This window comes from Rhodococcus sp. FW305-130, from assembly GCF_058788335.1.
This window is the reverse complement of the sequence record NZ_JBYTAP010000009.1, coordinates 150,663-172,863: the sequence shown is the minus strand read 5'-3', so window position 1 is coordinate 172,863 and position 22,201 is coordinate 150,663. Positions and strand designations below refer to the sequence as shown.

The window sequence follows — 22,201 nt, the reverse complement described above, 5'->3', positions numbered from 1 at the left end:
TGAAGTGACATCGGTGCAGATCAGATGCGTCCGAAGTACGCGTCCTTGAGCACTGCCAGGTCGTCGATGTCCTTGGCGTCGGCGTCGAGGACCACCTTGCCGATGTCGAGGACCGTCACGTGATCGGCGACGCTCATCGCGGCCTCCACTGCCTGCTCCACCAACAGAACAGCCAGGCCGGTTTCTTTGAGCTGCTGGACGCGGTCCATCACCTCACCGACGATCACCGGAGCCAGCCCGCCCGACGGTTCGTCGAGAAGGAGCAACCGCGGCTGCGCCATCAGCGCTGCGCCGATCGCGAGCATCTGCTGCTGACCGCCCGACATGGAACCGGCGGGAAGCGCACGCTTCTCCCCCAGGATCGGGAACATCTCGTACATGGACTCGACGGATTCCATCAGCTCGCCGCGCTTTGCCTTGCGGGTGTACCCGCCCAGCAGAAGGTTCTGCTCGACGGTCTGCTTGTGAAAGACCCGCTTACCCTCCTGCACGTACGCCATACCCTGCCGCACCCGCTTGTGGGCGGGAACTCCGGTGATGTCGGCACCGTCCATTTCGACGGTTCCAGAGGCCACCTTGTTGAGGCCGGACAGAGCACGGAGCGTGCTCGTCTTGCCTGCACCGTTGCGTCCGAGCAGGGCTGTCACCTGACCGGGATAGACGTCGAACGAGACATCCCAGACGACGCGCAGATCGCCGTACCCGGTCTGCAGGTTACGGACCTTCAGAATCGGTTCCATCACTTCACCTCGCTGGTCTGATGGTCTACCGCGCCGATTTCTTCGAGCAGCGCATCCTCATCACCGGACTTGACTCCGAGGTATTCGCTCAACACGCGCGGGTGATGTTCGATCGTCGCCGCATCGCCGGTGGCGATCACCTGCCCCTGCGCCAGTACCACGATCTCGTCGGCCAGCGAGAGCACGAGGCGGAAGTTGTGCTCCACCAACACCACTGTGGCCCCGGCATCTCGCAGTACCCGGATCAGGTCTGCCAGGCGTTCGAGTTCGTCCTCGTCGAGTCCGGACGCAACCTCGTCGAAGAGTACGACCCTCGGCTCGGCGATGACGGCGCGAGCAACTTCGAGCATGCGACGCATCCCCAGGGGCAGCGACGTCGCGATCTCGTTGCGCAGGTGCGACATCCCCACGAGCTCGAGAACACGCTCGGCCTCGACGATGTCGGCCTTCGCGATCCTGCGGAAGCTGGGCAGGCGAAGCACAGCCGACGCCATCGACGCGCGGTGCACCGAATACCGTCCGGATGCAACAGCTTCCAGAACCGTGATGTTCTCCGGAATCGTCGGAGTTTGGAACGTCCGCGCCACACCCACGCGCGCCACCTTGTGCGGCGACGACTGCGAGACCACCGTGTCACCGATTGTGATCACGCCGGCGTCCGCGGTGTAGAACCCGCAGATCATGTTGAGCATGGTCGTCTTACCCGAACCGTTTGGCCCGATCAACGCGGTGACCTTACCTGCCTCTGCGGTCAGGGTTGCCGCATTGAGAGCCTGGTTGCCACCGAATGCCTTGGACACTCCGTCGACCACCAACCGTGCGCCGTTGATCGGCGCCAGTTCCGGTGTTCCGCCGCTGTTCTCCTTTGCGGTGACTACGCCCAGGCCGGCCCTGCGATCGAGTTTCGAGACGATCGCTCGCCCGACCTTGGTCAGCCCACCGGAGAGCAGCACACCGCCGATGATCAGGAAGCCTCCGTAGAAGATCAGCGAGTATTCCTGAAATGCCGTCGACTGGTTGGGACCGAGCTGCATGATCGCGGCACCGACTACGGCGCCGTACACACTTGCCGCACCGCCCAGGATCGACGCCGCCAGAACCGCTGTGGCAAAGGTGAACCCGAAGGCTTCCGGCGAGATGAACAGGTCGGTATTGGCGAACAACGCACCCGCCAGACCGGCCGGGAACGCACCGATCGCATAGCCGAGCAGTTTCATCCGGAACACCGACACACCCTGCGACGACGCCAGCACCGGCGACTGCTTGAGCGTGCGGAACGCGATGCCGTGGCGCGAGACCACCAGGTTGCGCATCACCGCGAACCAGAGGACGGTCACCACGACAACCACCATGTAGTACTGCTGGGTGTCGAGTTCGGAGCCGAAGAGCGTCGGCGGCTCCATACCGGTGAGGCCGTTTCGGCCGCCGGTCTTGCCGCCGAAGATCGCCAGTACGTCCGGTACCAGCAGGACCAGGAAGAACGACGTCATCGCCAGGGACCAGTTGCCCAGTCGCAGACCGGGAACGCCGGTCAAGATGCCGACGCCCAATGCCACGGCACCGGCCGCAGCGAGCTGGACCAGAATGTCGGTGTGACCGGCCTGGGACATCAGACCCGCGGTGTATGCACCCGCCGCGTACATCGCGGCCTGGCCGAGCGCCAGTTCACCGGCAAAGCCGAGGCTCAGGTTCAGGCCGCTGACCACAAGTGCCAGGATGCAGGCCAATTGAATCTGCCGTGATGTCGACAGGTCGAGCCCCATCACGGGCAGCAGCAAGATCACTACCGCCAGGACCAGCGGGATGATCCAACTCGGAAGGGAACGGAAAGTCCGCCACGCGCTTACCATTTCACACCACCCGTTCTCGGACGTTGCCGAACAAGCCGGCAGGTTTGACCATCAAGATGATGATCAGCACCGTGAAGACGGCGATATTGCTGTACTGACTTCCCGCCCACAGGGCGGTGAACGATTCCACCAGGCCGACGGTCAGGCCGCCGATCAAAGCGCCTGGCAGAGAGCCGAACCCGCCGATCGCCAACGCCACGAATCCCTTGAGGGCCAGCGCGGCACCCAACGTCGCAACTGCAAACGTCTTGGGGCCGACAAGGAGTCCGAGGACACCGGCCAATGCACCCGAGAAGGCAAACGCACCCAGCGCCAACCGTCGTACATTGACTCCTCGCAGCATCGCCGCTTCACGATCCTCGGAGATGCCGATCAGAGCCAGACCCGTCATGGTCTTCTTCGAGACGTAACTCAACCCGATGACCAGTGCGATCGCCGCAACAAGCAGAGCGATCTCCACCGGGTAGGTACGGCCGCCGAGTAGGGTGATCGGTTCGTTCGATCCGAAGAACGGAACCGTGAGAGGCTCACTACCCCAAATCAATTGAGTTGCACCATTGAGCAGCGTGGCAACGCCAAGCGTGGTGACCAGCTGGTTCTGGTGATCGGCCACCGGTCTGATCGCGACGATCTCCTCGACCGAGGCGAGGAGCATCACGGTCACGGTTGCCATGACGGCCACCACGAGAACGGGAAGTTTCAGGGTCACGAGACCCGTGTAGGCGACGAAAGTGCCCACCATCATCAGCTGAGCTTGAGCGAAGTTGAACGTGTTGGAGGAAACGAAAACGATGTTGTACCCGATGGCAACCAGCACGTAGACCGCGCCGAGCGCCAATCCGGACCACAGAATGGTCATGACGCAGCCGGGTTTCCGAACTGACCGTTGAGGATCTTCGTCGGGCTGATGAACTTCAGCTCACTGGTATCCGGGTTCGGGCCGTGGTTGTCAGAGCTGAAGTTGTAGCGCGAGAGGAATGCGGTCTTGGCATTCTCCTGAACCTCTGCGGTTTCCAGTGCTTCGGCGAGCTTCTTCGGATCGGTCGAACTGCCGACCTTCTCCGCTGCTGCCGCGACGAGGGGGAATGCGTCGTAGTTGTCCGCGAGGATCAGCGTCGACGGGATCGAGCCCAGCGACGCCATCGTGTCCACCATCGTGTTGACGAGCGCGTTGTTCGGATCGAACACCGTGCTGGTGAACACCTGCGTCACCAGGTTCTTCACCTGCGGGGTGCCGAGCACACCGGCGGGCGGATCATTGGCGATGAGGTTGGTGGCAGAGACCGACGTGTTGCCGATCAACGGCACGTCCCAGCCGAGTCGCTCCAGGCTCTGCAACACGTATCCGAGCGGGGCGCCGTACGCGTCCAACGCGATTGCCGTTGCACCGGCATTCTTGAGGGACTGCAACTGCGCCGTCATGTCCAGAGCAGCGGCGTCGTATTCTTCGTTGCCGGCAGCCTTCAGACCGACCTTCTCGAGCGCACCGGTCATCTCCTCGCCGAAGAGTTCACCGTAAGCGGTACTACCGTGCAGGACTCCGACGCTGCTGTAGCCCTTGGTCTTTGCATACTCGGAGATGCCGCGAGCGGTGTCGGTCGCGCCCGGAGCCAGGTCGAAGTTCAGCGGGAACTTCGAGGGGTCCGTGGAATCGGGAGAAGGCGCCATGCTCAGCGAGAGGATGTTGTTCTGCTTGAGGATCGGGAGAACCGCAGCCGCGATCGACGAAGGACCCGAGTTGAGGTAGAGGTCAGGCTTGTTCCCCGAGTTGATGGCTTCGCGCAGCTTGGTGACAGCGATGGTTGCATCACCCGCGTCATCGACAGTGGTGAGCTCGATCTGACGGCCGCCGATGCCCCCGGCCTCGTTCTGGACCTGAACGCCGGCCTTCGTGGCCAGCAGGGAAGTCTGCGAGTTCGCCGCGAGAACACCCTGCGCACTGATCCCGCCGGTCAGCAGGACGCGGTACGGCGAATCCGCGCCACCTTCGGACTCCGAAGAACCACTACACCCCGCGAGAGCCAGAGCCGTCACGGCAACTGCCGCAACAAGAATGGGCCGACGATTCATGTCTGCACTCCTAGAACACATGTATGCACCGAACGTCAGGCGAATACCTGACGAAAGAAGGATCGGCCGGTGGGAACGCCTGATTTCGAGCACCAGCCAACCAAGCACCCGCTTGATGATCTAGCAAGCAGTTGCTTGGGTTGGAGCATAGAATGTGATCTGGATAACGTCAAACGCACAAAAGAGGAGTCATGGAAGCGGACGCTATGCATATTCGGGCGGCCTCGACAGACCGATTCCCGCTGGGTGGAAACGCCAAAACGGCCCCACGCCCTGCGGGATTCGATGAGGTGAATCCGAGCAGGGCGTGGAGCCGTTTGCGTAAAGGTCTGAACTATCGCTGGTTTCGTGGCTTCCAAACCACCAACGCGTTGTTGCGTGGAATCGGAACGAGGTCCCGGCGATAGCCCGCATGGACTTTCGCGATTTCCTCGGCCAGTTCGCGGACGCGATGCTGCAGAGCCTCGACCTGGTTGGTCAGTTCGATGATCCGTTTGATTCCGGCGAGGTTGACGCCCTCGTCCTGCGAAAGCCGTTGCACTTCACGCAGAAGCGCAACATCACGCGGGGAGTAGCGTCGTCCGCCACCAGTGGTTCGGTGAGGGGTGACCAAACCGAGTCGATCGTAGTTACGCAAGGTCTGCGCATGCATTCCGGCCAACTCGGCTGCCACCGAGATCACGAAGATCTGGGCGTCAGGATCGACCGTCGCATCCCATTGATTCTGCGGTCGTTCGGTCATCATGCACCGGCCCACCCGGCCCGTGGATCGAACCCGCTCGCCTTCTCGGCTTCGAGATAGGTCTTCAGCGCTTCGATCGCCGGGTCGTCCAACTTCTGCGGGACGGATACCTTGACGGTGACCAGAAGGTCGCCTGCCCCCTCGGGACGCTTGGGGATGCCGCGTCCGCGAACTCGCAGAATGCGTCCGTCCACCGTTCCGGCCGGAACCTTCACTCCGACACGGCCGTCCAGGGTCGGCACGGACAGTGTCGTCCCGAGCACCAGTTCGCCGTAGCTCACCGGAACCGTCAGCGTCAGATCGTCGCCGTTACGGCCGAAGACATTGTCCGGCTTGACGCGGATGTTGACGAACAGGTCACCCGCCGGAGCTCCGCGGAGACCCGCTTCGCCCTTGCCCTTGAGTCTGATTTTCTGACCGTCGCTCACGCCTGCCGGCACGCGAACCGTGATGGTCCGTGTCCGGTTGGTGACGCCGCTACCGTGGCAGTCCTCGCAAGGCGAGTCGATGATCGAGCCGGTTCCCCGGCAGTCGTCACACGGCTCACTGAATCCGAATGCGCCCTGGTTGCGGCTGACCACGCCGGTTCCGTTGCAATGCGGGCACACTCGCGGGCTGGTGCCCGGCTTTGCGCCGCTGCCGTGACACGTGGTGCACGACGTCGGGCTGGTCAGACGAAGTGGGACGGTGACACCGAGCGCCGCTTCGCGGAAGGCGAGCGTCGTCTCGGTCTCGAGGTCCTTGCCTCGACGCGGGCGGTTGGGCGCAGCGGTGCGCTGGCCCGCTCCCCCGCGATTGAACAATCCGCCGAAGATGTCTCCGAGACCCGAGTCCTGTCCGCCGGCACCGCCGCCGAACAGGTCGTTGATGTCGAAACCACCAGCGCCGGGGTTGAATCCACCGCCACCTTGCGCACGGGGACCGAAGCCTCCGCTGGCAAAGAGGCGCCTGGCCTCGTCGTACTCCTTGCGCTTGTCCGGATCAGACAGAACGGCGTGAGCTTCACTGACGGACTTGAAACGCTCTTCGGCCTTCGCATCGTCAGGGTTGGCGTCGGGATGAAGATCCCGGGCCAGCTTGCGATACGCCTTCTTGATTTCGTCGGCCGTCGCGGTGGACGAGACGCCCAGCTCCTTGTAGAAGTCCTTCTCGATCCACTCCCGTTGACTCACTGGGCGTCTCCTCCTCTCACTCTTACTTCGCTTCTTGTTCTGAACCGTCTGCAGGCTTGTCGCCTACCCGGTCCGTCACGGCCACCATTGCGGTCCGAAGGACCCGGTCGCCGAGCTTGTAACCCTTGCGCATGACCGTCCCGAGTACGGGGTCGTGGCCTTCGCCTTCATGCTGCACCGCTTCGTGGAGTGCGGGATCGAAATCGTCGCCCTCGTTACCGAAGTCGGTCAAACCCAGACCCGTCAGGGTCGTGTTGAGCTTGTCCGCGAGTGCACGCAGTGGACCTGATTCGAGGTCACCGTGTGCCCGAGCGCGATCCAGGTCGTCGAGGATTCCGATGAGTTCGGTGATGACCGAAGCGCGCGCGGTTTCCTTGATGACCTGCTTGTCACGCTCGACGCGACGACGGTAGTTGGTGAACTCCGCCTGAAGTCGCTGCAGATCCGCAGTTCGTTCGGCGAGCTGATCGGTGGCGGATGCTTCCTCCACGATCGACTCTGCTTCCTGAACTACCCCTGTGTCTTCCGAGTCGAGCGGCGGCAGGGATTCCCCCGCCGCCTCTCCCTGTGCACCGGTCTCGGGGTCGACCGGGTTGTTCTCGGAGTTGTCCGAGGTCACTTCTTGTCCGAGTCGGTGGGCTCGTCGACAACCTCGGCGTCGACGACGTCGTCGTCATTGCCTGCGCCGTCGGTGTTTCCGGCCTCGTTTGCAGCGGAAGCCTCGTAGATGGCCTGGCCCAGAGCCTGCGACTCGGTGCCCAGCTTCTCCACTGCGGTCTTCACTGCAGCGATGTCGGTGCCTGCCAGGGCGTCGTTGACGTCCTTGACCGCTGCCTCGACCTTGGTCAGGATCTCCTCGGAGACCTTGCCCGCGTTCTCACCTTCACGCTGCTCCTTGACGAACTTCTCCGTCTGGTGGACCAGCGACTCGGCCTGGTTGCGGACCTCTGCCTCTTCGCGACGTGCCTTGTCTTCCTCGGCGTGAGCCTCGGCGTCCTTGACCATGCGCTCGATCTCTTCCTTGGACAGACCGGAGCCGTCCTGGATCTTGATCGTGTTTTCCTTGCCGGTGCCCTTGTCCTTCGCCGTCACGTGCACGATGCCGTTGGCGTCGATGTCGAAGGTGACCTCGATCTGCGGAACGCCACGCGGGGCGGGCGGCAGATCGGTGAGCTCGAAGGAGCCGAGCAGCTTGTTGTGCGAAGCGATTTCGCGCTCACCCTGGAAGACCTGGATCTGCACCGAAGGCTGATTGTCGTCAGCGGTGGTGAAGGTCTCGGAACGCTTCGTGGGGATGGTGGTGTTGCGCTCGATGAGCTTGGTCATCACGCCACCCTTGGTTTCGATACCGAGGGAAAGCGGCGTGACGTCGAGGAGCAGAACGTCCTTGACCTCGCCCTTGAGCACGCCGGCCTGGAGTGCGGCGCCGACTGCGACGACCTCGTCCGGGTTGACACCCTTGTTGGGCTCACGGCCACCGGTCAGTTCACGAACCAGATCGGAGACTGCCGGCATACGGGTGGAGCCACCGACGAGCACGACATGGTCGATGTCCTTGACGGCGATTCCGCTGTCCTTGATCACTGCCTGGAACGGCGCACGGGTGCGATCGAGCAGGTCCGAGGTGATCTTCTGGAACTCGCTGCGGGAGAGCTGCTCGTCCAGGAAGAGCGGGTTCTTGTCCGCGTCGACCGTGATGTACGGGAGGTTGATGGAGGTGCTCTGCGAGCTGGAGAGCTCGATCTTCGCCTTCTCCGCAGCCTCACGCAGACGCTGCAGGGCCATCTTGTCCTTGGTCAGATCGATGCCGTTCTGAGCCTTGAACTTGTCGACCAGCCAAGCGACGACGCGCTCGTCCCAGTCGTCGCCACCGAGGTGGTTGTCACCGGAGGTTGCGCGAACCTCGACGACGCCGTCGCCGATTTCGAGCAGGGAGACGTCGAAGGTGCCGCCACCGAGGTCGAAGACCAGAATGGTCTGCTCGGTGTCACCCTTGTCCAGTCCGTATGCCAGTGCAGCCGCGGTGGGCTCGTTGACGATACGAAGGACGTTGAGGCCGGCGATCTGGCCGGCTTCCTTGGTTGCCTGACGCTGTGCGTCCTCGAAGTATGCGGGGACGGTGATGACGGCGTCGGTGATGTCTTCGCCGAGGTAAGCCTCCGCGTCACGCTTGAGCTTCATGAGCGTGCGGGCGCTGATTTCCTGCGGCGTGTACTTCTTGCCGTCGATTTCCACGTTCCAGTCAGTGCCGATGTGGCGCTTGACGGAGCGGAGGGTGCGGTCGACGTTCGTGACTGCCTGGTTCTTCGCGGGCTGACCGACGAGAACCTCGCCGTTCTTGGCAAATGCGACCACCGAGGGGGTGGTACGTGAGCCTTCGGCGTTGGCGACCACTACGGGCTCGCCGCCCTCCAGCACTGCAACTACCGAGTTGGTCGTACCGAGATCGATACCGACTGCACGAGCCATAGTGTTCCTACCTTTCGTTCTGCGGTTCTCTGCCCGAGTGGTTGATCTCGAACATGACCGCGAGTTTTTCGCTTGGTGAGCGTCCTCCGCTCAAGTTTGCCTCCGACCGTGGCCGGGAGTCAACTTGAAGTTGAGCCGAGGGCGCTCAAGCTTGTCGAAATGGTCAACTACAGCCCACGTAGATTTGTTCCCGCCTTCCCCGAAAAGCCGAAAAAGTGCGCCACATCACTTCCGAATCTCTCCGAATGGCTACGATCGGCCGGTGACCGATCCCGACAATTCTCCCGTTCGACCTGCTCGACCGGCGCCGGCGCGCCCGGCACCCGAGCGACCCGACGTCTCGGTTCGGCCGCTCCGACCTGCAGCGAACGACGAGATGCCCAAGGCCGTGACCTTGTCCACCTCTGCCTGGATCGGCTCGTTCGTCGTCCTGGCCGGTATCGCCGGAGTGGTAGTCACCAGCCTCGACGACGTCCGGTCAGCCCTCGAAGAATCGACTGCGCGCGACAATCCCGGATACTCGTCCACCGACATCTCCGATGCCGTCACGGTCGTCCTGGCCGGCAGTGGCGGCGGCGCTCTCGTCCTGATCCTGCTCGCACTCATGAGCCTTCAGCTCCTCCGTGCCCGCAAGAACGCCGGGCGGGTGATGACGGCGATCGTCGGAGCCCTCAGCATCGCGGCCGGGCTCGGCTTCATGTCTCTGGTCGACGGCGCTGCGGATATCGGCGCCGGAGTTCTGAGATGGGGTCCGATTCTCTACTGCGTCCTTGTAGCAGTGGCGGCGATCGCTCCGTTTGCTCCCGGTGTCAGCACCTGGCTGCGAGTACGCCGATGAAGGTTCACGTACAACTCGACTCCGCGCCGGGCGCGGGCGCTGCTCGCAGCCGTGAACTCGCGGAGACCGGCGCCGGTGGCCTGTTCACCTTCGAGGGACCACACGACGTGTTCTTCCCGCTCGTCGAAGCGGCATCGGCCGTCGACCTCGACCTGATGACCAACGTCGCCATCGCATTCCCCCGCAGTCCCATGCATCTGGCGCATTCGGCCAACGACCTACAGTTGCTCAGTCGCGGCCACTTTCGCCTCGGTCTCGGATCGCAGATCAAACCGCACATCGAAAAACGCTACAGCGCAACGTGGTCGCGTCCAGCGGCCCGCATGAAGGAGACGGTCGCAGCGGTCAAGGCGATCTTCACGGCGTGGGAGAACACCTCGACGCTGAACTTCCGCGGCGAGTTCTTCACCCACACTCTGATGCCCCCGACGTTCGATCCAGGCCCCAATCCCTATGGACCGCCGCCCATCCTGATGGGTGCGCTCGGACCGGTGATGACCCGGACGGCGGCGGAGGTGGCCGACGGACTACTGGTCATGCCGTTCCACACGCAACGCCATTTCCTCGAACGAACACTTCCGGCCGTCGATGCCGGTCTTCGTGAATCCGGCCGCACCCGAGACGAATTCACGATCATCCCGCAGGTCATCGTCGGCGTCGGCCGCCGCGACGATCAACTTGCCGCGGCCGCCCGAGGCGTCAGAGCCCTGCTCTCGTTCTACGGTTCGACGCCCGCATACCGTCCGGTGCTCGACGTCGAAGGGTGGGGCGAGGTCCAACCGGAACTCAATGCCCTGTCGAAGCGAGGTGGTTACGCCGACATGGCATCACTGATCACCGATCCGATGCTGACCACACTCGCCGTCGTCGGCACCCCCGAAGAGTGTGCTGCCGAGATTCGGCGGCGGTTCGGCGAGCATGCCGACGAAGTGTGCTGCTACTTCCCGGGTTACGACGTAGAACCGTCAGACGTGGCGTCGATGATCTCGGACCTGATGTAATTGCGAACTCAGATAAGCAGGCCTACAGGCGAATTACTCGAAATCGAATGATTCCGACAGCCGCTGAAGAGTAAACGGTTGCCGTAGTTTGGCGACCACGTTCTGATTCGCGAACATTCCCTTCTCCCAGACCGCTTGCTCACGGGGCCGAGCATCCAGCCAACGCACACGAACCAGGTATTCGCTCAGTTCCTCGTCGTCTGCGTTCTCGCCCAAGCTATTCGCGCGCACGGGACACTCGAGTAGAGGAATCGACTTTCCTTCTATATCCACATTGAAATCAGCCACTCTGACGGCTGGTTCTTCGACAACACCGACACCGACGTATCCCGTCGAGGGTATCTCTGCCCACACGCGCGCGCCTTCAAAAAGCTTGAACATAGCTTTTCGATATTTGTCCCCCTGACCCGCTGACACATACCCGTACTCCCGCATGTCGTCCCAGTTGCGGTGCCGACCCTCCCCAATCGCCACGAAGAAGTCCACACCGTTCCACGTTGGCTGCTTCTTGTTTCCCGCGCCTGCCTGTGGGAGATCGAGAGCCGGGTCAGACATCCAAGACCGGGCGAGGTATTCGCGATCCTCGTCGAACAAGTACTCAAAAAACAGGACGTTGATCGGGACGCCATAGCCCCGGACATACTCGACGATCTGCTCGGTACTCGAATCAAGACCAGTAGCCACGATCACGAGATGATGATCGTTGTTCACTACTTCAGGCACTTCGGATTCGAACCGATCAATGAATGCCGAAGCAAAATCTTCACCAGGGTGATTCTTCTCAAATAAGTCACTCACGGCTTCGAAGGACAGGTCACGCACCCAGAAACCGTATTCCAGTGCCTGAGCGACGACGTCGCGTGGAGTTCGGTCCTTCTTCAGTTCGATTACGTATAGGTCTCCTTCCGCGTCGATGGCGAGGAGATCGATCCGTTTGGCAAAATCCGTCATCACTTGTGGGCCGATGACCAGCAGATCACCGAGGCCGAGTATCTCGATGCGACTTTCGATGATCTTTTCGAGCCGAGCCTCGGACTCGATTACTCGGGGTGGCACGCGCAGGACATCGGTTCCGTCAACACGCCACAATCCGAATTTTACAGGCATCGCGACAGAGTATCCGGTCGACCGAGAACTCAGGCCCCCAAGGTACGGGCCAGCTCGGTCAACGACTCCCGGGCAGCACGCAGGCTCGCGTCACCCTGCTCGATCAGCGGTGCCATCGCCGGAATACGCTGCGCCAAAGTCAGTTCCGCGGTGATGACGGAGACATCCATTCCCATCGACACCCCGAGCACCTGAACGAGTGGCGGGACGGTGTGATCGTTGGCCTCGTTCCCCGAGCCCGGCGCATAGGTGTTCCCACGGCTGGACACGATCACCACGGGCTTACCTGCGAGCGGCTGAGTACGCGTGTCGAAAGGCACCGTAGTCCCCAGGACGTGCACGTAATCTATCCACGCCTTCAACGTCGACGGGATCGACCAGTTGTACATCGGCGCGCCGATCACGACTACGTCTGCAGCGGTAAGTTGCTCGATGACCCGAGCCTGTAGTGCTTCCGCGGCGGGATCCGGAATCTCTCCCTCGACCCGCAAACGTGGTGCATAGTGCAGAGCCGCGTCCGCGAGGTGCGGCAAGGGATCCCGGTGCAGGTCCACCGTCACCGTCGTGTGATCCGGACTGTTGTTCGACCATTGCTGAGCGAACAGGGCGGTGAGATCACGAGAGGTCGAGTTGTGGAGTTCGGCAGACGAATCGATGTGAAGTAGCTGTGGCATCCTTCATCAGTACCAGAGCGCGCTCAACTCTTCTCCGCGGCGAGATCGGATTCTGCCGCGTACTGCGCCAGCAGGACACGTTCGCGCTCGCGGCGCGGATAGAAGAACGTCACCACCGCGGCACCGGCACACACGATGATGATCGCCGCGATGTAGGCGTTTGTATCCCCGTCCAGGAAGGCGTTTTTGGCGGCGGTCATGATTTGGTCCGCGTATTGCGGGTAGCGTTCCGCGAGAACTTCGGCGCTGGAGAAAGATTTGGTGAGCGCGGCCTGAGTTTCGGGAGTCACCTCGGATGCGTTCGGCGAGGACGAGATCGCATTCCCCAACGATTTTGCGTACCCGGCCGTGAGTATTCCGCCGAGAATCGACTGCATGATGGCGCCGCCAAGGTCGCGTTGCAGGTCCGAGGTTCCCGACGCCATACCAGCGCGGTGCACGGGAACGGATCCGGTCAGCGAACGCGATGCCGGTGTGCCTGCCAGGCCGACGCCGATCCCGACAAGCGCATAGGCCAGCGCGACCTGCCAATACTGTGTGCTTTCGTTCCACAGGAAAAGCGCGACAAACAACCCGAGAACCACGAACAGGTAGCCGGAGAGCAGCGTGACGCGGGCGCCGTACCTTTCGATCATGGTCGCCGAGCGCGGCGCAACGATCACCATCGCCAGCGCAGCCGGAATGATGGCCGCACCGGCTGCCAGCGTCGAGTAGCCGAGGACGTTCTGCAGGAACTGCTGGCCGATGAACATCGCGCCCATGAGCGAACCGAACACGACCAACCCGCCCACCGCCGCGACCCAGAAGGTCGGGCGCGCAGCTACGTGAAGATCGAACAGCGGATTGACCGCGCGTCGCTGTTGCAGGAAGAACCCGATACCCGCGACGACCGCTATCGCCCCGAGCACCAGAGCCAACGTGCCCGAACCCTTCACCGGCGCAAAGTTGATGGACAGCACCAGCGCCCCGATGAAGACGATCGACACTATGCCGCCGAGGTGATCAACTCGCTCGGTCGTCTCGTTGACGTGCGCGGGCACCAACACCAGCGAACAGATCAGTGCCACGAGAGCCAACGGAAGGGTGACGAAGAAGACCGAACCCCAGTGAAACTGCTCGAGCAGCGCCCCCGAGACGATCGGACCGAGTGCTGAAATCGCGCCACCGATTGCGGACCACATGGCAATCGCCTTGGTCCGTGCCGGTCCGGCCCACAGCGCCGTGATGATCGCCAGCGTGGTCGGGAATGCAAGACCTGCCGAGACGCCTCCGACTATCCGAGCAAGGAACAGCACTTCGAAGTTCCCGGCGAATCCAGCCACGATCGACGCCGGAATAGACAGCGCCATGCCGGTGACCAGCAGCATCTTGCGGCCGTATCGGTCTCCCAACGCCCCAAGGTAGAGCACCGTTCCGGCCAGGCCCAACGAGTACCCGACCGCGATCAGGTTCAGTTGCGTCTGGCTGGCGTCGAAGGCCCGCCCGATGTCCGGCAGCGCGACATTCGCGACCGAGAGATTGAGATTCGCGACCGCAGCGACCAGGATGAGCGTCCCCAGGACGAGGGTGGCTCGATCCGGTGAAGCGGACTTGATGTCACTCGCCATGCGCGTGCTCCCATCGAGGTGGGACCCGAACCTGGGAGTTATGTCCGGGTCATCCCGAACTCAAGATAGAACCCTCTCCAAGCGCTCGCACAGTGAACGGGTCCCTATTCGGGCACAATTTCAGCCAACACGCCCTCGGCGCTGCGGGCAGCAACCAGGCAGGCGCGGGAGGTGAACCTGTCGAAGAGCGGATGCCTGGACAACTCGCGCCATCGCCGGACAGCCGCGGTAGCCCGCGCACGCTGGACCTCCGGCGATTCTTCCGGTTCGCAGCCCAACCGGTCACTGGCCCGGATTCCGTAGCCACCGATCAGCCTTTGTAGTTGTGCCAGGTCGTCGGGTGGCAGATCTGTGTGTACCGAACGAAGTCGCCCGAGCAGGCGAAGTTCGTGGAAACCGTGAACGTCGGCGAGCAACCGTTGTGCCTCCGCCGCGATCAGATCGCCTTCCTCACTCGGATCGGCTTCGAGGATTCGGCCCAACGTCACCAGCGCGGTGTGCGATTTCAGTTGATCCGCGCGCTGCCCGAATTGAACGTCGATCACCTGACGAAGTTCGTCCAGTCCGCTTCGCTCCAGCAATTCCGCGGCCAGAGACGGTGAATCAGTGGCACCCAGCTTGATCGACGTCACGGCGAGGCGAATTCCGAAGAGCCCGAACCGATCGGCCAATTGCGCCCGCATCGCCGCGTCGACCGGGAGCGGACTGTCCTGCCTGGCAAAACGATCCGCGGAGAGCAGTGCCAGGCTCAGATCCTCGGATGAAACCTGCGCGAGCGCCGAGAAGGCAGCGAACTCGCTCTGCCGCATCGTCCGTGCGGCGAGTGCCAGCAGACCTGCCACGGGAACCACCGACTGGCACAGGCCGGTTCGCTCCAATTCCTCGGCAAATCGTGCCGCGACGTCCTTCGCCGAAGACAACGCATCGAGCCTGCCTGCGCCGACCTCGTCGGCACGCGAGAGGACACCGATCACTCCGAGTGGGCCGGATTCTCCGCCGACATGATCAGCGATCTTCCCGAGGAACTGCATGTCACTGGCGTTCAGGGCGCGCAGCAGGTAGACCACCGCGTCCGCGCCGGGCGCACCACCATCGGGAACCAGCATGTCCCAGGTTCGGGCCGAAACCTCGGTCGAGAGCGACGACGTACCTGGGGTGTCGATGATCGTCGTACGAGCCAATGCCGAAGACGGCCAGTCGACGTCGATGCGGTCCACCGAGTCTGCGGTGTACTCCCCCAGATCGAACGTGAGCCTGCCGTCGCGGCGCGTCACCGGCACGTTGAACTCGGCACCGTTCTCGGCCGTCGCAGTCACCTGGGGCGTTGTCCCGTTCCGATACCAGGTGACGACGCGCGTGCACTCCGTCGCGTCGGTAGGCGCTATGTCCTGTCCGACAAGCGAATTGAGCAGCGTCGACTTCCCCGCCTTGAGGGAGCCGGCGAGCGCCACTCGGAGTGGCTCGCCGAGTCGGGCAGCGCATTCGTCCAACTGGGCTCGCGTCTGCGGCTGGTCCGCGTAGACCCGTCTGGCCTGGTCGATCAGAGCATGTGCCGACTCCACAGCGGTCACGGCGGTCGTGGCACTCATGCGTTGCTCACCTTTGCCGAAGCAGGAGCGGGAGTTTCGCCGATCAGCGTTCCGGCAACGGCGTCAAGCTCTGCGACGACGCGCATGTCGGTCTCCAGACGCTTGATACGAGCGGCGTGTTCGCTCGACTCCAACTGCGCAGCTTCTTGTGTGGCGCGGAGGGATTCGTTGATCGAGCGCAGCGCCTGCTCGGCGATGTCGGTGAAGTGATCCCGCAGGAGCCGCTGCACCAGGCGGAGGCGGTCCTTCGACTCCTTGCCCACCTGGAAGCTGACGTCGTCGGCGAACCGTCGGATAGCCGCTTTCGCCTCGGCCCGACGCTTGAGCACCTGTGCTTGTTTGTCTTCGCGATAAGCCTTGGTGCCCAGCAGAACCCCGGCTCCGATGGAGATCGGGTTGACCAGTGCCATGCCCATCATCGTGGTGATCAAGCCGAACATCAAGACGCCGCCGTACGAGCCGCGCATGCCGACCAGGACCTTCTGAGTGATGCCGATACGGCCGGATTCGAGGTCCGACAACGCGCCAACCGGTTCCAGGAAACCGTCGGTGTCGGCGACGTCGAGATGCGGGAGCGCGACGTCGCCGGTCTCCGCGAAGTGCTGCGCCACAACTTCTGCCAACCATTGAGCTCGATCGTGAGCCCACACGAAGTTGTCACCGATAGCGGTGGCGATCTCCTGTTCGAGCCACTCCCCCACTACGTCCCAGTCCTTACCTGGATCGCCTTCGTCGACCGTCTCTTCGGCCTGGCGGGTGACTCGGCGCAACCGGTCCCGGAGGTCGTGATCGATGTCGGCGGCGAGGTCTGCAATGCCGTCGCCGAGGCTCTGTTGCCAGAGCGAGGTCTTCTTGTGCAGTTCCTCGGCCGCTGCCCGGGCACGCTGCAGGCCGGCGACCGCCGCTTGAGCGGTGGACGGATCCTTCAGCGCCGCAAGCTCACTGCCCATCTCCAACGTCAGATGTGCTGCCGAGGAACGCACGTCCATCGCAACTGCGCGTCGCGTGTTCGACTCGGCACGCGCAACCACGTTGTCCCGCAGGAACTGATAGAGGTCCAGAAATCCGGATTCCGCCTCGAGTTCCTTGTCCCCCAGCCTCAGTGCGTGCGACCGCAGTACCGAGGAGATCGGAATGAGCGGCAGGTCCAACCCGGCGCGCTGGAGATGTCCGCGATCGGCGTCGAGGATCTGTCGCCAGTGCGGGTACAGATCGGTCTTGCTGATCAGACCGGCCACCGCAGGACACAGATTGACGACCTGGCGGATGAATCCCAGCTCGGGTTCGGTGAACTCCTGACTGGAGTCCGACAGAACCAACACGGCATCGGCCGCAGTGATCAATCCCAATGTTCCTGCAGCATGCGGATTTCCATGACCACCGACACCGGGGGTGTCGATCAGAACCAAACCGTCGGCCAACAGCGGACTGGGAACACCCACTTCCACACGCAGAACTTCACGCCCTTCGGCGCGAGGCGTGGCCGGGGTGATCCCCATCAGTTCTTCGAGCGGGAGGGGCACCCGGATGGGCGCCGCACCCGGATCGGCGAGAATCAATTCGGCGACCGCGGTCTCCGCGTACTGCACGACCGTCGCCACGGCAGTGGTCTCGTCGTCACCGACCGAACACACGTCGATGCCGAGCAGAGAATTGACGAACTGGCTCTTGCCCTGTTTGAGGGGACCGACCACCACGATACGAATACGCGGATCATTGACTCTGACCTGAGCATTCTCGAGTCGGCGCACCAGATCCGTGCGCCCGAAATCCTTCGCCACGACGGCTGTTCGTTCGAGCAACGACGCCGTCGACGACGCGACGCGCGCCTTCCGACTGCTTACCTGACTCGCTGAATCACTCATGAGCTACGTTGACCCGCAATTCTTCCCGACTCGAATATCCGGCCCTGCGAACGCATAGCGCACGCAGGGCCGGATTTGTTACATCAGGTCATTTTGACCGATTTCAGTTCCTGCGTCAGCAGATCAGGGATGCAGGTGATCGACAACCGCAACCGGGTCGATGTGATCGACCGGTGCTGCAACCGAATCCTCGGCGAAGAGCGAGTGTCCGGTATCGGCGCTCAGTCCCGAATCGGAGCCCGCACCGAAAGCGTCGGTCGCATCGATCGACGACCACGGGTTCAGCGCACCCGTCAAGGAACTTGTCAGGTCGGACACGCCGCTGACTGCTCCACCGAGGGATCCACCCAGGTCAGCGACTCCGCCGCCGCCAACGGTACCGCCACCGTCGACGGTGCCACCGGCAGCCGCGGCTGCGTCGGCACCGATCGAACCTGTCACGTCGGTGACTGCTCCGACAGCCCCGCCGAGCGATCCACCGAGATCGGTGACGCCGTTCAGTGCTCCGCCGAGCGACCCACCCAAACCGGCCGCAGCGTTCGTGGCGGCGTCGAGACCTGCTGTTGCGTCGAGACCTGCTGTTGCGTCCAGAGCACCGCCCACCGTTGCTCCGAGGTCGCCGGTCACACCGCCGAGGTTCAGGCCGTCTGCCGCGATGCTTCCGAGGTCGACGGAAGGCAGTTCAGCGGAGATCGGGCCAAGGTTTACTGCGCCGAGGTCGACGGAGGGCAGGTCGGCGCCGATCGAACCGGTGTCGATTCCGCCGAGGTTCAGTGCCGTGTCCAGCGCTCCACCGAGTGCGCCTTCGGCACCGAGAACGCTGTCGAGAGAGCCCCCCAGCCCGAGGCCGGCGCCCAGCGCACCATCCAGCGCGCCGGTGAGGTCCGTGCCCACGGAACCGACAGCCCCCAAGCCGCCTGCACCTGCGAGAGCGGTGTCGAGAGCCGCAGCCACACCGGCTGCCAAGCCTGCTTCGCCGCCCAGCCCGAGTGCACCACCGAGGTCGATTCCGGTAAGTCCGCCTGCGCCCAGCGCTGCGTCGAGTGCGCCGCCGAGACCGCCCGCCAGCCCGGCATCGATGCCGAGTGCCGAACCGAGGACACCTTCGAGAGCCGTCGACAGATTCGCACCGCCGCCCAGAGCCGCTGCGAGGTCTGCGCCGAGACCGCCTTCGAGGTCGAGTGCTCCCCCGAGTAGTCCACCGAGTGCGCCGCCCAGGTCGGCTCCGACCGTTCCGCCGGCACCGAGGGCGCCGGAGAGTGCCGCGCTGAGCTGCGCGCCCAGGTCTGCACCCCCGCCGAGTACGGCGTCGAGGTCGAGTCCTCCGCCGAGGCCCAGTGCTGCGTCGAGTGCGCCGCCGAGTGCAGTTTCCAAGCCGCCGCCGACTCCGAGAGCTCCGCCGAGTGCGCCGCTCAGTGCAGCACCGAGATCGAGGCCGCCCGCGATATCGGTGAGAACGCTGACATCCGTGATCGCTCCGAGGACGCCGCCGAGTGATGCACCCAGATCGGCGCCGATCGTGCCGCCGGCTCCCAGGACACCGGAGAGCGCGCCGGACAACGCCGTGCTGAGGTCGCCCGTCAGAGCGCCGGCCAGATCGAGGCCGCCGCCCAGTGCAAGGGCGGATTCCAGTGCGCCGGTCAGGCTCGCGCCCAGTTCGCCGCCGATGTCGAGGAGACCGCTGAGGTCTGCTGCGCCGCCGAGGAGTCCACCAAGAGCCAGTCCGAGGTCGGCTCCGAGGTCGCCACCGATGGCAAAGACGGGTGCGAGGGCTCCGCTGAGCCCCGCCGTCAGGTCGAGTCCGCCGACCGCGCCGATGGCGGCGTCGAGGGCTGCGCCCAGTTCCGCGGTCAGACCGCCGGTCACTCCGAGGGCGCCGCCCAGAGCCGCGCTGAGCTGTGCGCCCAGATCGAGAGCTCCTTCGAGATCGAGTGCACCGCCGAGGCCCAGGCCGGCTTCGATGACGGCGCCGAAGGCTGCGCCGAGGTCGGCACTGATCTCGCCGCCGATGGCAAGCGCAGCGCTGAGGGCTGCTGCGAAGTCGCCGACCAGGTCGAACTGGCCGCCGAGGGCGCCTCCGACTCCGAGTCCTGCACCGGCACCGAGACCCAGGCTGCCGCCGAGGCCGCCACCCAGTCCACCGGTGAGACCACCACCGATTCCGAGACCGCCGCCGATGGCACCCGCAGCGGACGCGCCGGCGTTGACGATCGCGGACAGGTCGGCGCCGCCACCGGCAAACAGTCCGGACTCGGCAACCAGCGGAGCGACGGCGACGATGTCGGCGGGGCTGACGTCGCACAGACCGGCAGCGTTGAGTGCCGCGGTCGGGTTGGCGCAGTAGTTGGCAGCTGCCTCGTCGTCACGAAGTAGCCCGAGGATGAATTCGAGTACGGCGTTCGTTGCCATGGCGGGTTCTCCTGAAGTTCGTTGACCGGGTTGTTGCCGGTGGGTTGTTGCCGGTGATCCGGAAACTGGTGCGCTGCCAGAGGTAGCGAGTGGAATCAACGCTAAGAACTTTTGCGACTGGGGCCAACGGGGAGCACCCCCCTCTTCTGCGTGGACAGACGGGGAAGCCCCCTACGGGGTACGCCCGCTCGGAATAGGGGGATTTGCTCCGATTAGGGGATCGGTCCCCTACTTCGCCGCGACGCCTCCGATCCGGTAACGATCCAGGTCCTGAAACCGACATCGCAGACAACCGCGACAGTCCTTCTGTCGCCCACGACCAGGGGAGTTCGTTCATGGCGGCAGGGCTCGGCATCAGCATCGGTTCGGCCACTCTCGTAGCTGTCACCGACGGCTCGACCGGTGAAACGCAACAGGTCCGCTTACCCAGTGCGCTGCAATTGGACGACGGAACCGTCATCACCGGATTTGTCGAGCGCGTCGGAGACCCGATCCCGATACTTGCCGCCGACGGTACCGAGTACCGCGGCGAGTCTCTCGCAGCGACAGCGGTAGGCGCGCTCGTCGGCCAGGCTGGCGGCGAAGAAGGTCCAGCTGTTGTCCTGGCTCACCCGGTGGGGTGGAATCGTCACACAGCACGCACCATGGAGTCCGCGCTGGACGACGCCGGGGTTCACGGGGCTACTCTCGTCGCCGAACCCGCGGCCGTCATGGCGTGGCTCTCCGCTTCCGGAAACGCTGCCAACGACGGTCTGACCGTCGTCTACGACCTCGGCGCTCGCTCGCTCGACGTCACGACGATGTCCACGACCGGCGGACGAAGCGAGATCTTCGGAAAGCCACTGCGCAGCGAGGACATCGGCGGCGACGAATTCGATCACCTCGTCACCGTGCACCTGCTCGATGCGGTTTCCGACCACTTCGCAGCCCTTGATCCCTTTGCTCCCGAGACGATTGCAGCGCTGGAAACTCTGCGCGAGCAAGCCCGCGCAGCCAAGGAGGAACTTTCCACCGAGACGGAAACCGTTGCTCGCGTGACGCTTCCCGGCGCCGTCAGCGACATTCGACTGGTTCGTTCCGAGCTCGAGGATCTGATCAGGCCCGCCCTCACCGAATCGGTGGCCTTGGTTCGCGAAAGCCTGCGATCTGCCGGCGTCGAGTCCAGTGATGTCAATCAGGTTGTTCTGGCCGGCGGAAGCTCGTCCATTCCCCTTGTCGCCGAACTACTGTCCGCGGAGCTTCGTGTTCCGGTGATCGCCGACGCCGATCCCGCGTCGTGCGCGGCGTCCGGCGCCGCGGCACTCGCCCTCGACGCCCGAGACTCGCAAGTGCCGGCCGCCGCCACTGCAGTGATTCCCGCCGAGCCGTCGCGCAAGCCCGCACCGGTTCCTGCCTTCTCGACTCCGTTGTTTGCCGAGCCGACAGAGGAAGAGAACACGGCGACTCGACGCTCGTCGAGGGTGGGCGTCGTTGCTGCGGTGGTAGGAGCGTTCATCGTGCTCGCCGCAGGCGGACTCGGAATCGGAACGGCCATGGACAAGATCAACGTTCCGTCCAGTTCGGCGGACACCACCAGTGAGTCCACCTCGTCCACCGCTTCGACCACGCCGGGCTCTACCCCCGGCAGCACCACGGCAGCCGAAGCAGCAGGCACCGGATCCACGACTGCGAACAACGTTACTCAGAACAATCAGCCCGGCTCTCCTGCTGCCGCAGGCGGTTCGACGACGGCACCAGGGGCAGTTCCGGTTGCCGGCGCACCAGCTGGATCTGCTCCCGCACCAGGTGAGACCGCCCAGTCGGCGCCTGCACCTGCCGCACCCGGCGCCCCGGCGCCCGCACCGGCTCCCGCCCCGGCACCGGCGCCCGCGCCCGGAGCAGGCGTCGGAACCGGTATCGGTGATGCTGCGACCGGCATCGGCAACGGTGTCGGCGGTTTGGTCGACGGCGTCGGGGACGGTGTCGGCGGCGTGGTCGGAGGTCTCGGTAACGTCGTCGGTGGTGTCGGAAACGTGGTCGGTGGTGTCGTCGGCGGCGTCACCGCGCCGATCCGCTGACCGGCGGGCTT

General features: G+C 63.9%; 17 protein-coding genes. 3 read left to right on the top strand and 14 right to left on the bottom strand.

Annotated features, from left to right (window positions below):
- Positions 1 to 20: 20 nt before the first annotated feature.
- The 8 genes from AC3WQS_RS26170 to dnaK all read right to left on the bottom strand — a co-directional run bounded on the left by AC3WQS_RS26170 (position 21) and on the right by dnaK (position 9,043).
- On the bottom strand, positions 21 to 740 hold the full coding sequence (locus tag AC3WQS_RS26170) for an ABC transporter ATP-binding protein (RefSeq protein WP_020723665.1): 720 nt from the start codon (positions 738 to 740) through the stop codon (positions 21 to 23).
- The gene (locus AC3WQS_RS26165) at positions 740 to 2,590 is read right to left on the bottom strand and encodes a branched-chain amino acid ABC transporter ATP-binding protein/permease (protein ID WP_019749389.1); all 1,851 of its coding nucleotides are present in this window, start codon (positions 2,588 to 2,590) and stop codon (positions 740 to 742) included. The genes AC3WQS_RS26170 and AC3WQS_RS26165 overlap by 1 nt, the downstream gene beginning before the upstream one ends.
- Position 2,591: 1 nt before the next feature.
- Positions 2,592 to 3,449 carry a branched-chain amino acid ABC transporter permease gene (locus AC3WQS_RS26160; RefSeq protein WP_019749388.1) on the bottom strand — a complete coding sequence of 286 codons (858 nt, stop codon included), beginning with the start codon at positions 3,447 to 3,449 and terminating at the stop codon, positions 2,592 to 2,594.
- Positions 3,446 to 4,660 (bottom strand): ABC transporter substrate-binding protein, encoded by a 1,215-nt coding sequence (locus tag AC3WQS_RS26155; protein ID WP_019749387.1) that lies wholly within the window; start codon positions 4,658 to 4,660, stop codon positions 3,446 to 3,448. Before AC3WQS_RS26155 ends, AC3WQS_RS26160 begins: the two co-directional genes overlap by 4 nt.
- A gap of 334 nt (positions 4,661 to 4,994) precedes the next feature.
- Positions 4,995 to 5,405, bottom strand: coding sequence for a heat shock protein transcriptional repressor HspR (locus AC3WQS_RS26150; protein WP_003944355.1), 411 nt, complete (start codon positions 5,403 to 5,405; stop codon positions 4,995 to 4,997).
- Positions 5,402 to 6,574: a molecular chaperone DnaJ gene (gene dnaJ, locus AC3WQS_RS26145; RefSeq protein ID WP_019749386.1), complete on the bottom strand. Its 1,173-nt coding sequence runs from the start codon at positions 6,572 to 6,574 to the stop codon at positions 5,402 to 5,404. The genes AC3WQS_RS26150 and dnaJ overlap by 4 nt, the downstream gene beginning before the upstream one ends.
- 22 nt (positions 6,575 to 6,596) lie before the next feature.
- On the bottom strand, positions 6,597 to 7,193 hold the full coding sequence (grpE, locus tag AC3WQS_RS26140) for a nucleotide exchange factor GrpE (protein WP_019749385.1): 597 nt from the start codon (positions 7,191 to 7,193) through the stop codon (positions 6,597 to 6,599).
- Positions 7,190 to 9,043, bottom strand: coding sequence for a molecular chaperone DnaK (dnaK, locus tag AC3WQS_RS26135; protein WP_019749384.1), 1,854 nt, complete (start codon positions 9,041 to 9,043; stop codon positions 7,190 to 7,192). Before dnaK ends, grpE begins: the two co-directional genes overlap by 4 nt.
- 262 nt (positions 9,044 to 9,305) lie before the next feature.
- On the opposite strand from dnaK, the gene AC3WQS_RS26130 reads away from it, so the two are divergent.
- Together AC3WQS_RS26130 and AC3WQS_RS26125 are read left to right on the top strand one after the other, a co-directional pair.
- Positions 9,306 to 9,881 carry a hypothetical protein gene (locus tag AC3WQS_RS26130; RefSeq protein ID WP_019749383.1) on the top strand — a complete coding sequence of 192 codons (576 nt, stop codon included), beginning with the start codon at positions 9,306 to 9,308 and terminating at the stop codon, positions 9,879 to 9,881.
- On the top strand, positions 9,878 to 10,882 hold the full coding sequence (locus tag AC3WQS_RS26125) for a TIGR03617 family F420-dependent LLM class oxidoreductase (protein ID WP_492713181.1): 1,005 nt from the start codon (positions 9,878 to 9,880) through the stop codon (positions 10,880 to 10,882). Before AC3WQS_RS26130 ends, AC3WQS_RS26125 begins: the two co-directional genes overlap by 4 nt.
- Positions 10,883 to 10,915: 33 nt before the next feature.
- Here AC3WQS_RS26125 and AC3WQS_RS26120 read toward each other — a convergent pair whose 3' ends face one another.
- From AC3WQS_RS26120 to AC3WQS_RS26095, 6 genes are all read right to left on the bottom strand, one after another.
- Positions 10,916 to 11,833 carry a DUF8606 domain-containing protein gene (locus AC3WQS_RS26120; protein WP_264614028.1) on the bottom strand — a complete coding sequence of 306 codons (918 nt, stop codon included), beginning with the start codon at positions 11,831 to 11,833 and terminating at the stop codon, positions 10,916 to 10,918.
- A gap of 185 nt (positions 11,834 to 12,018) precedes the next feature.
- Positions 12,019 to 12,663 carry an FMN-dependent NADH-azoreductase gene (locus AC3WQS_RS26115; protein ID WP_019749381.1) on the bottom strand — a complete coding sequence of 215 codons (645 nt, stop codon included), beginning with the start codon at positions 12,661 to 12,663 and terminating at the stop codon, positions 12,019 to 12,021.
- A gap of 23 nt (positions 12,664 to 12,686) precedes the next feature.
- A complete protein-coding gene (locus tag AC3WQS_RS26110; protein ID WP_019749380.1) occupies positions 12,687 to 14,270 on the bottom strand; it encodes an MFS transporter in 1,584 nt (527 codons plus the stop codon).
- Positions 14,271 to 14,374: 104 nt separating this feature from the next.
- Positions 14,375 to 15,859 carry a dynamin family protein gene (locus AC3WQS_RS26105; protein WP_046378123.1) on the bottom strand — a complete coding sequence of 495 codons (1,485 nt, stop codon included), beginning with the start codon at positions 15,857 to 15,859 and terminating at the stop codon, positions 14,375 to 14,377.
- A complete protein-coding gene (locus tag AC3WQS_RS26100; protein WP_279219322.1) occupies positions 15,856 to 17,724 on the bottom strand; it encodes a dynamin family protein in 1,869 nt (622 codons plus the stop codon). The genes AC3WQS_RS26105 and AC3WQS_RS26100 overlap by 4 nt, the downstream gene beginning before the upstream one ends.
- 123 nt (positions 17,725 to 17,847) lie before the next feature.
- Entirely contained in the window at positions 17,848 to 20,133 is a 2,286-nt protein-coding gene (locus AC3WQS_RS26095; RefSeq protein ID WP_020968773.1) for an IniB N-terminal domain-containing protein, read from the bottom strand.
- Positions 20,134 to 20,468: 335 nt separating this feature from the next.
- Here AC3WQS_RS26095 and AC3WQS_RS26090 point away from each other — a divergent pair, with 335 nt between their 5' ends.
- Positions 20,469 to 22,190, top strand: coding sequence for an Hsp70 family protein (locus AC3WQS_RS26090; protein WP_492713180.1), 1,722 nt, complete (start codon positions 20,469 to 20,471; stop codon positions 22,188 to 22,190).
- The last annotated feature ends 11 nt before the right edge of the window (positions 22,191 to 22,201 follow it).

What these genes read in the sequence shown, in the direction of transcription:
- AC3WQS_RS26170 (WP_020723665.1), bottom strand. Translation starts at nt 740, where the DNA reads ATGGAACCGATTCTGAAGGTCCGTAACCTGCAGACCGGGTACGGCGAT.
- AC3WQS_RS26165 (WP_019749389.1), bottom strand. Translation starts at nt 2,590, where the DNA reads ATGGTAAGCGCGTGGCGGACTTTCCGTTCCCTTCCGAGTTGGATCATC.
- AC3WQS_RS26160 (WP_019749388.1), bottom strand. Translation starts at nt 3,449, where the DNA reads ATGACCATTCTGTGGTCCGGATTGGCGCTCGGCGCGGTCTACGTGCTG.
- AC3WQS_RS26155 (WP_019749387.1), bottom strand. Translation starts at nt 4,660, where the DNA reads ATGAATCGTCGGCCCATTCTTGTTGCGGCAGTTGCCGTGACGGCTCTG.
- AC3WQS_RS26150 (WP_003944355.1), bottom strand. Translation starts at nt 5,405, where the DNA reads ATGATGACCGAACGACCGCAGAATCAATGGGATGCGACGGTCGATCCT.
- dnaK (WP_019749384.1), bottom strand. Translation starts at nt 9,043, where the DNA reads ATGGCTCGTGCAGTCGGTATCGATCTCGGTACGACCAACTCGGTAGTT.
- AC3WQS_RS26125 (WP_492713181.1), top strand. Translation starts at nt 9,878, where the DNA reads ATGAAGGTTCACGTACAACTCGACTCCGCGCCGGGCGCGGGCGCTGCT.
- AC3WQS_RS26120 (WP_264614028.1), bottom strand. Translation starts at nt 11,833, where the DNA reads ATGACGGATTTTGCCAAACGGATCGATCTCCTCGCCATCGACGCGGAA.
- AC3WQS_RS26115 (WP_019749381.1), bottom strand. Translation starts at nt 12,663, where the DNA reads ATGCCACAGCTACTTCACATCGATTCGTCTGCCGAACTCCACAACTCG.
- AC3WQS_RS26110 (WP_019749380.1), bottom strand. Translation starts at nt 14,270, where the DNA reads ATGGCGAGTGACATCAAGTCCGCTTCACCGGATCGAGCCACCCTCGTC.
- AC3WQS_RS26105 (WP_046378123.1), bottom strand. Translation starts at nt 15,859, where the DNA reads ATGAGTGCCACGACCGCCGTGACCGCTGTGGAGTCGGCACATGCTCTG.
- AC3WQS_RS26100 (WP_279219322.1), bottom strand. Translation starts at nt 17,724, where the DNA reads ATGAGTGATTCAGCGAGTCAGGTAAGCAGTCGGAAGGCGCGCGTCGCG.
- AC3WQS_RS26095 (WP_020968773.1), bottom strand. Translation starts at nt 20,133, where the DNA reads ATGGCAACGAACGCCGTACTCGAATTCATCCTCGGGCTACTTCGTGAC.
- AC3WQS_RS26090 (WP_492713180.1), top strand. Translation starts at nt 20,469, where the DNA reads ATGGCGGCAGGGCTCGGCATCAGCATCGGTTCGGCCACTCTCGTAGCT.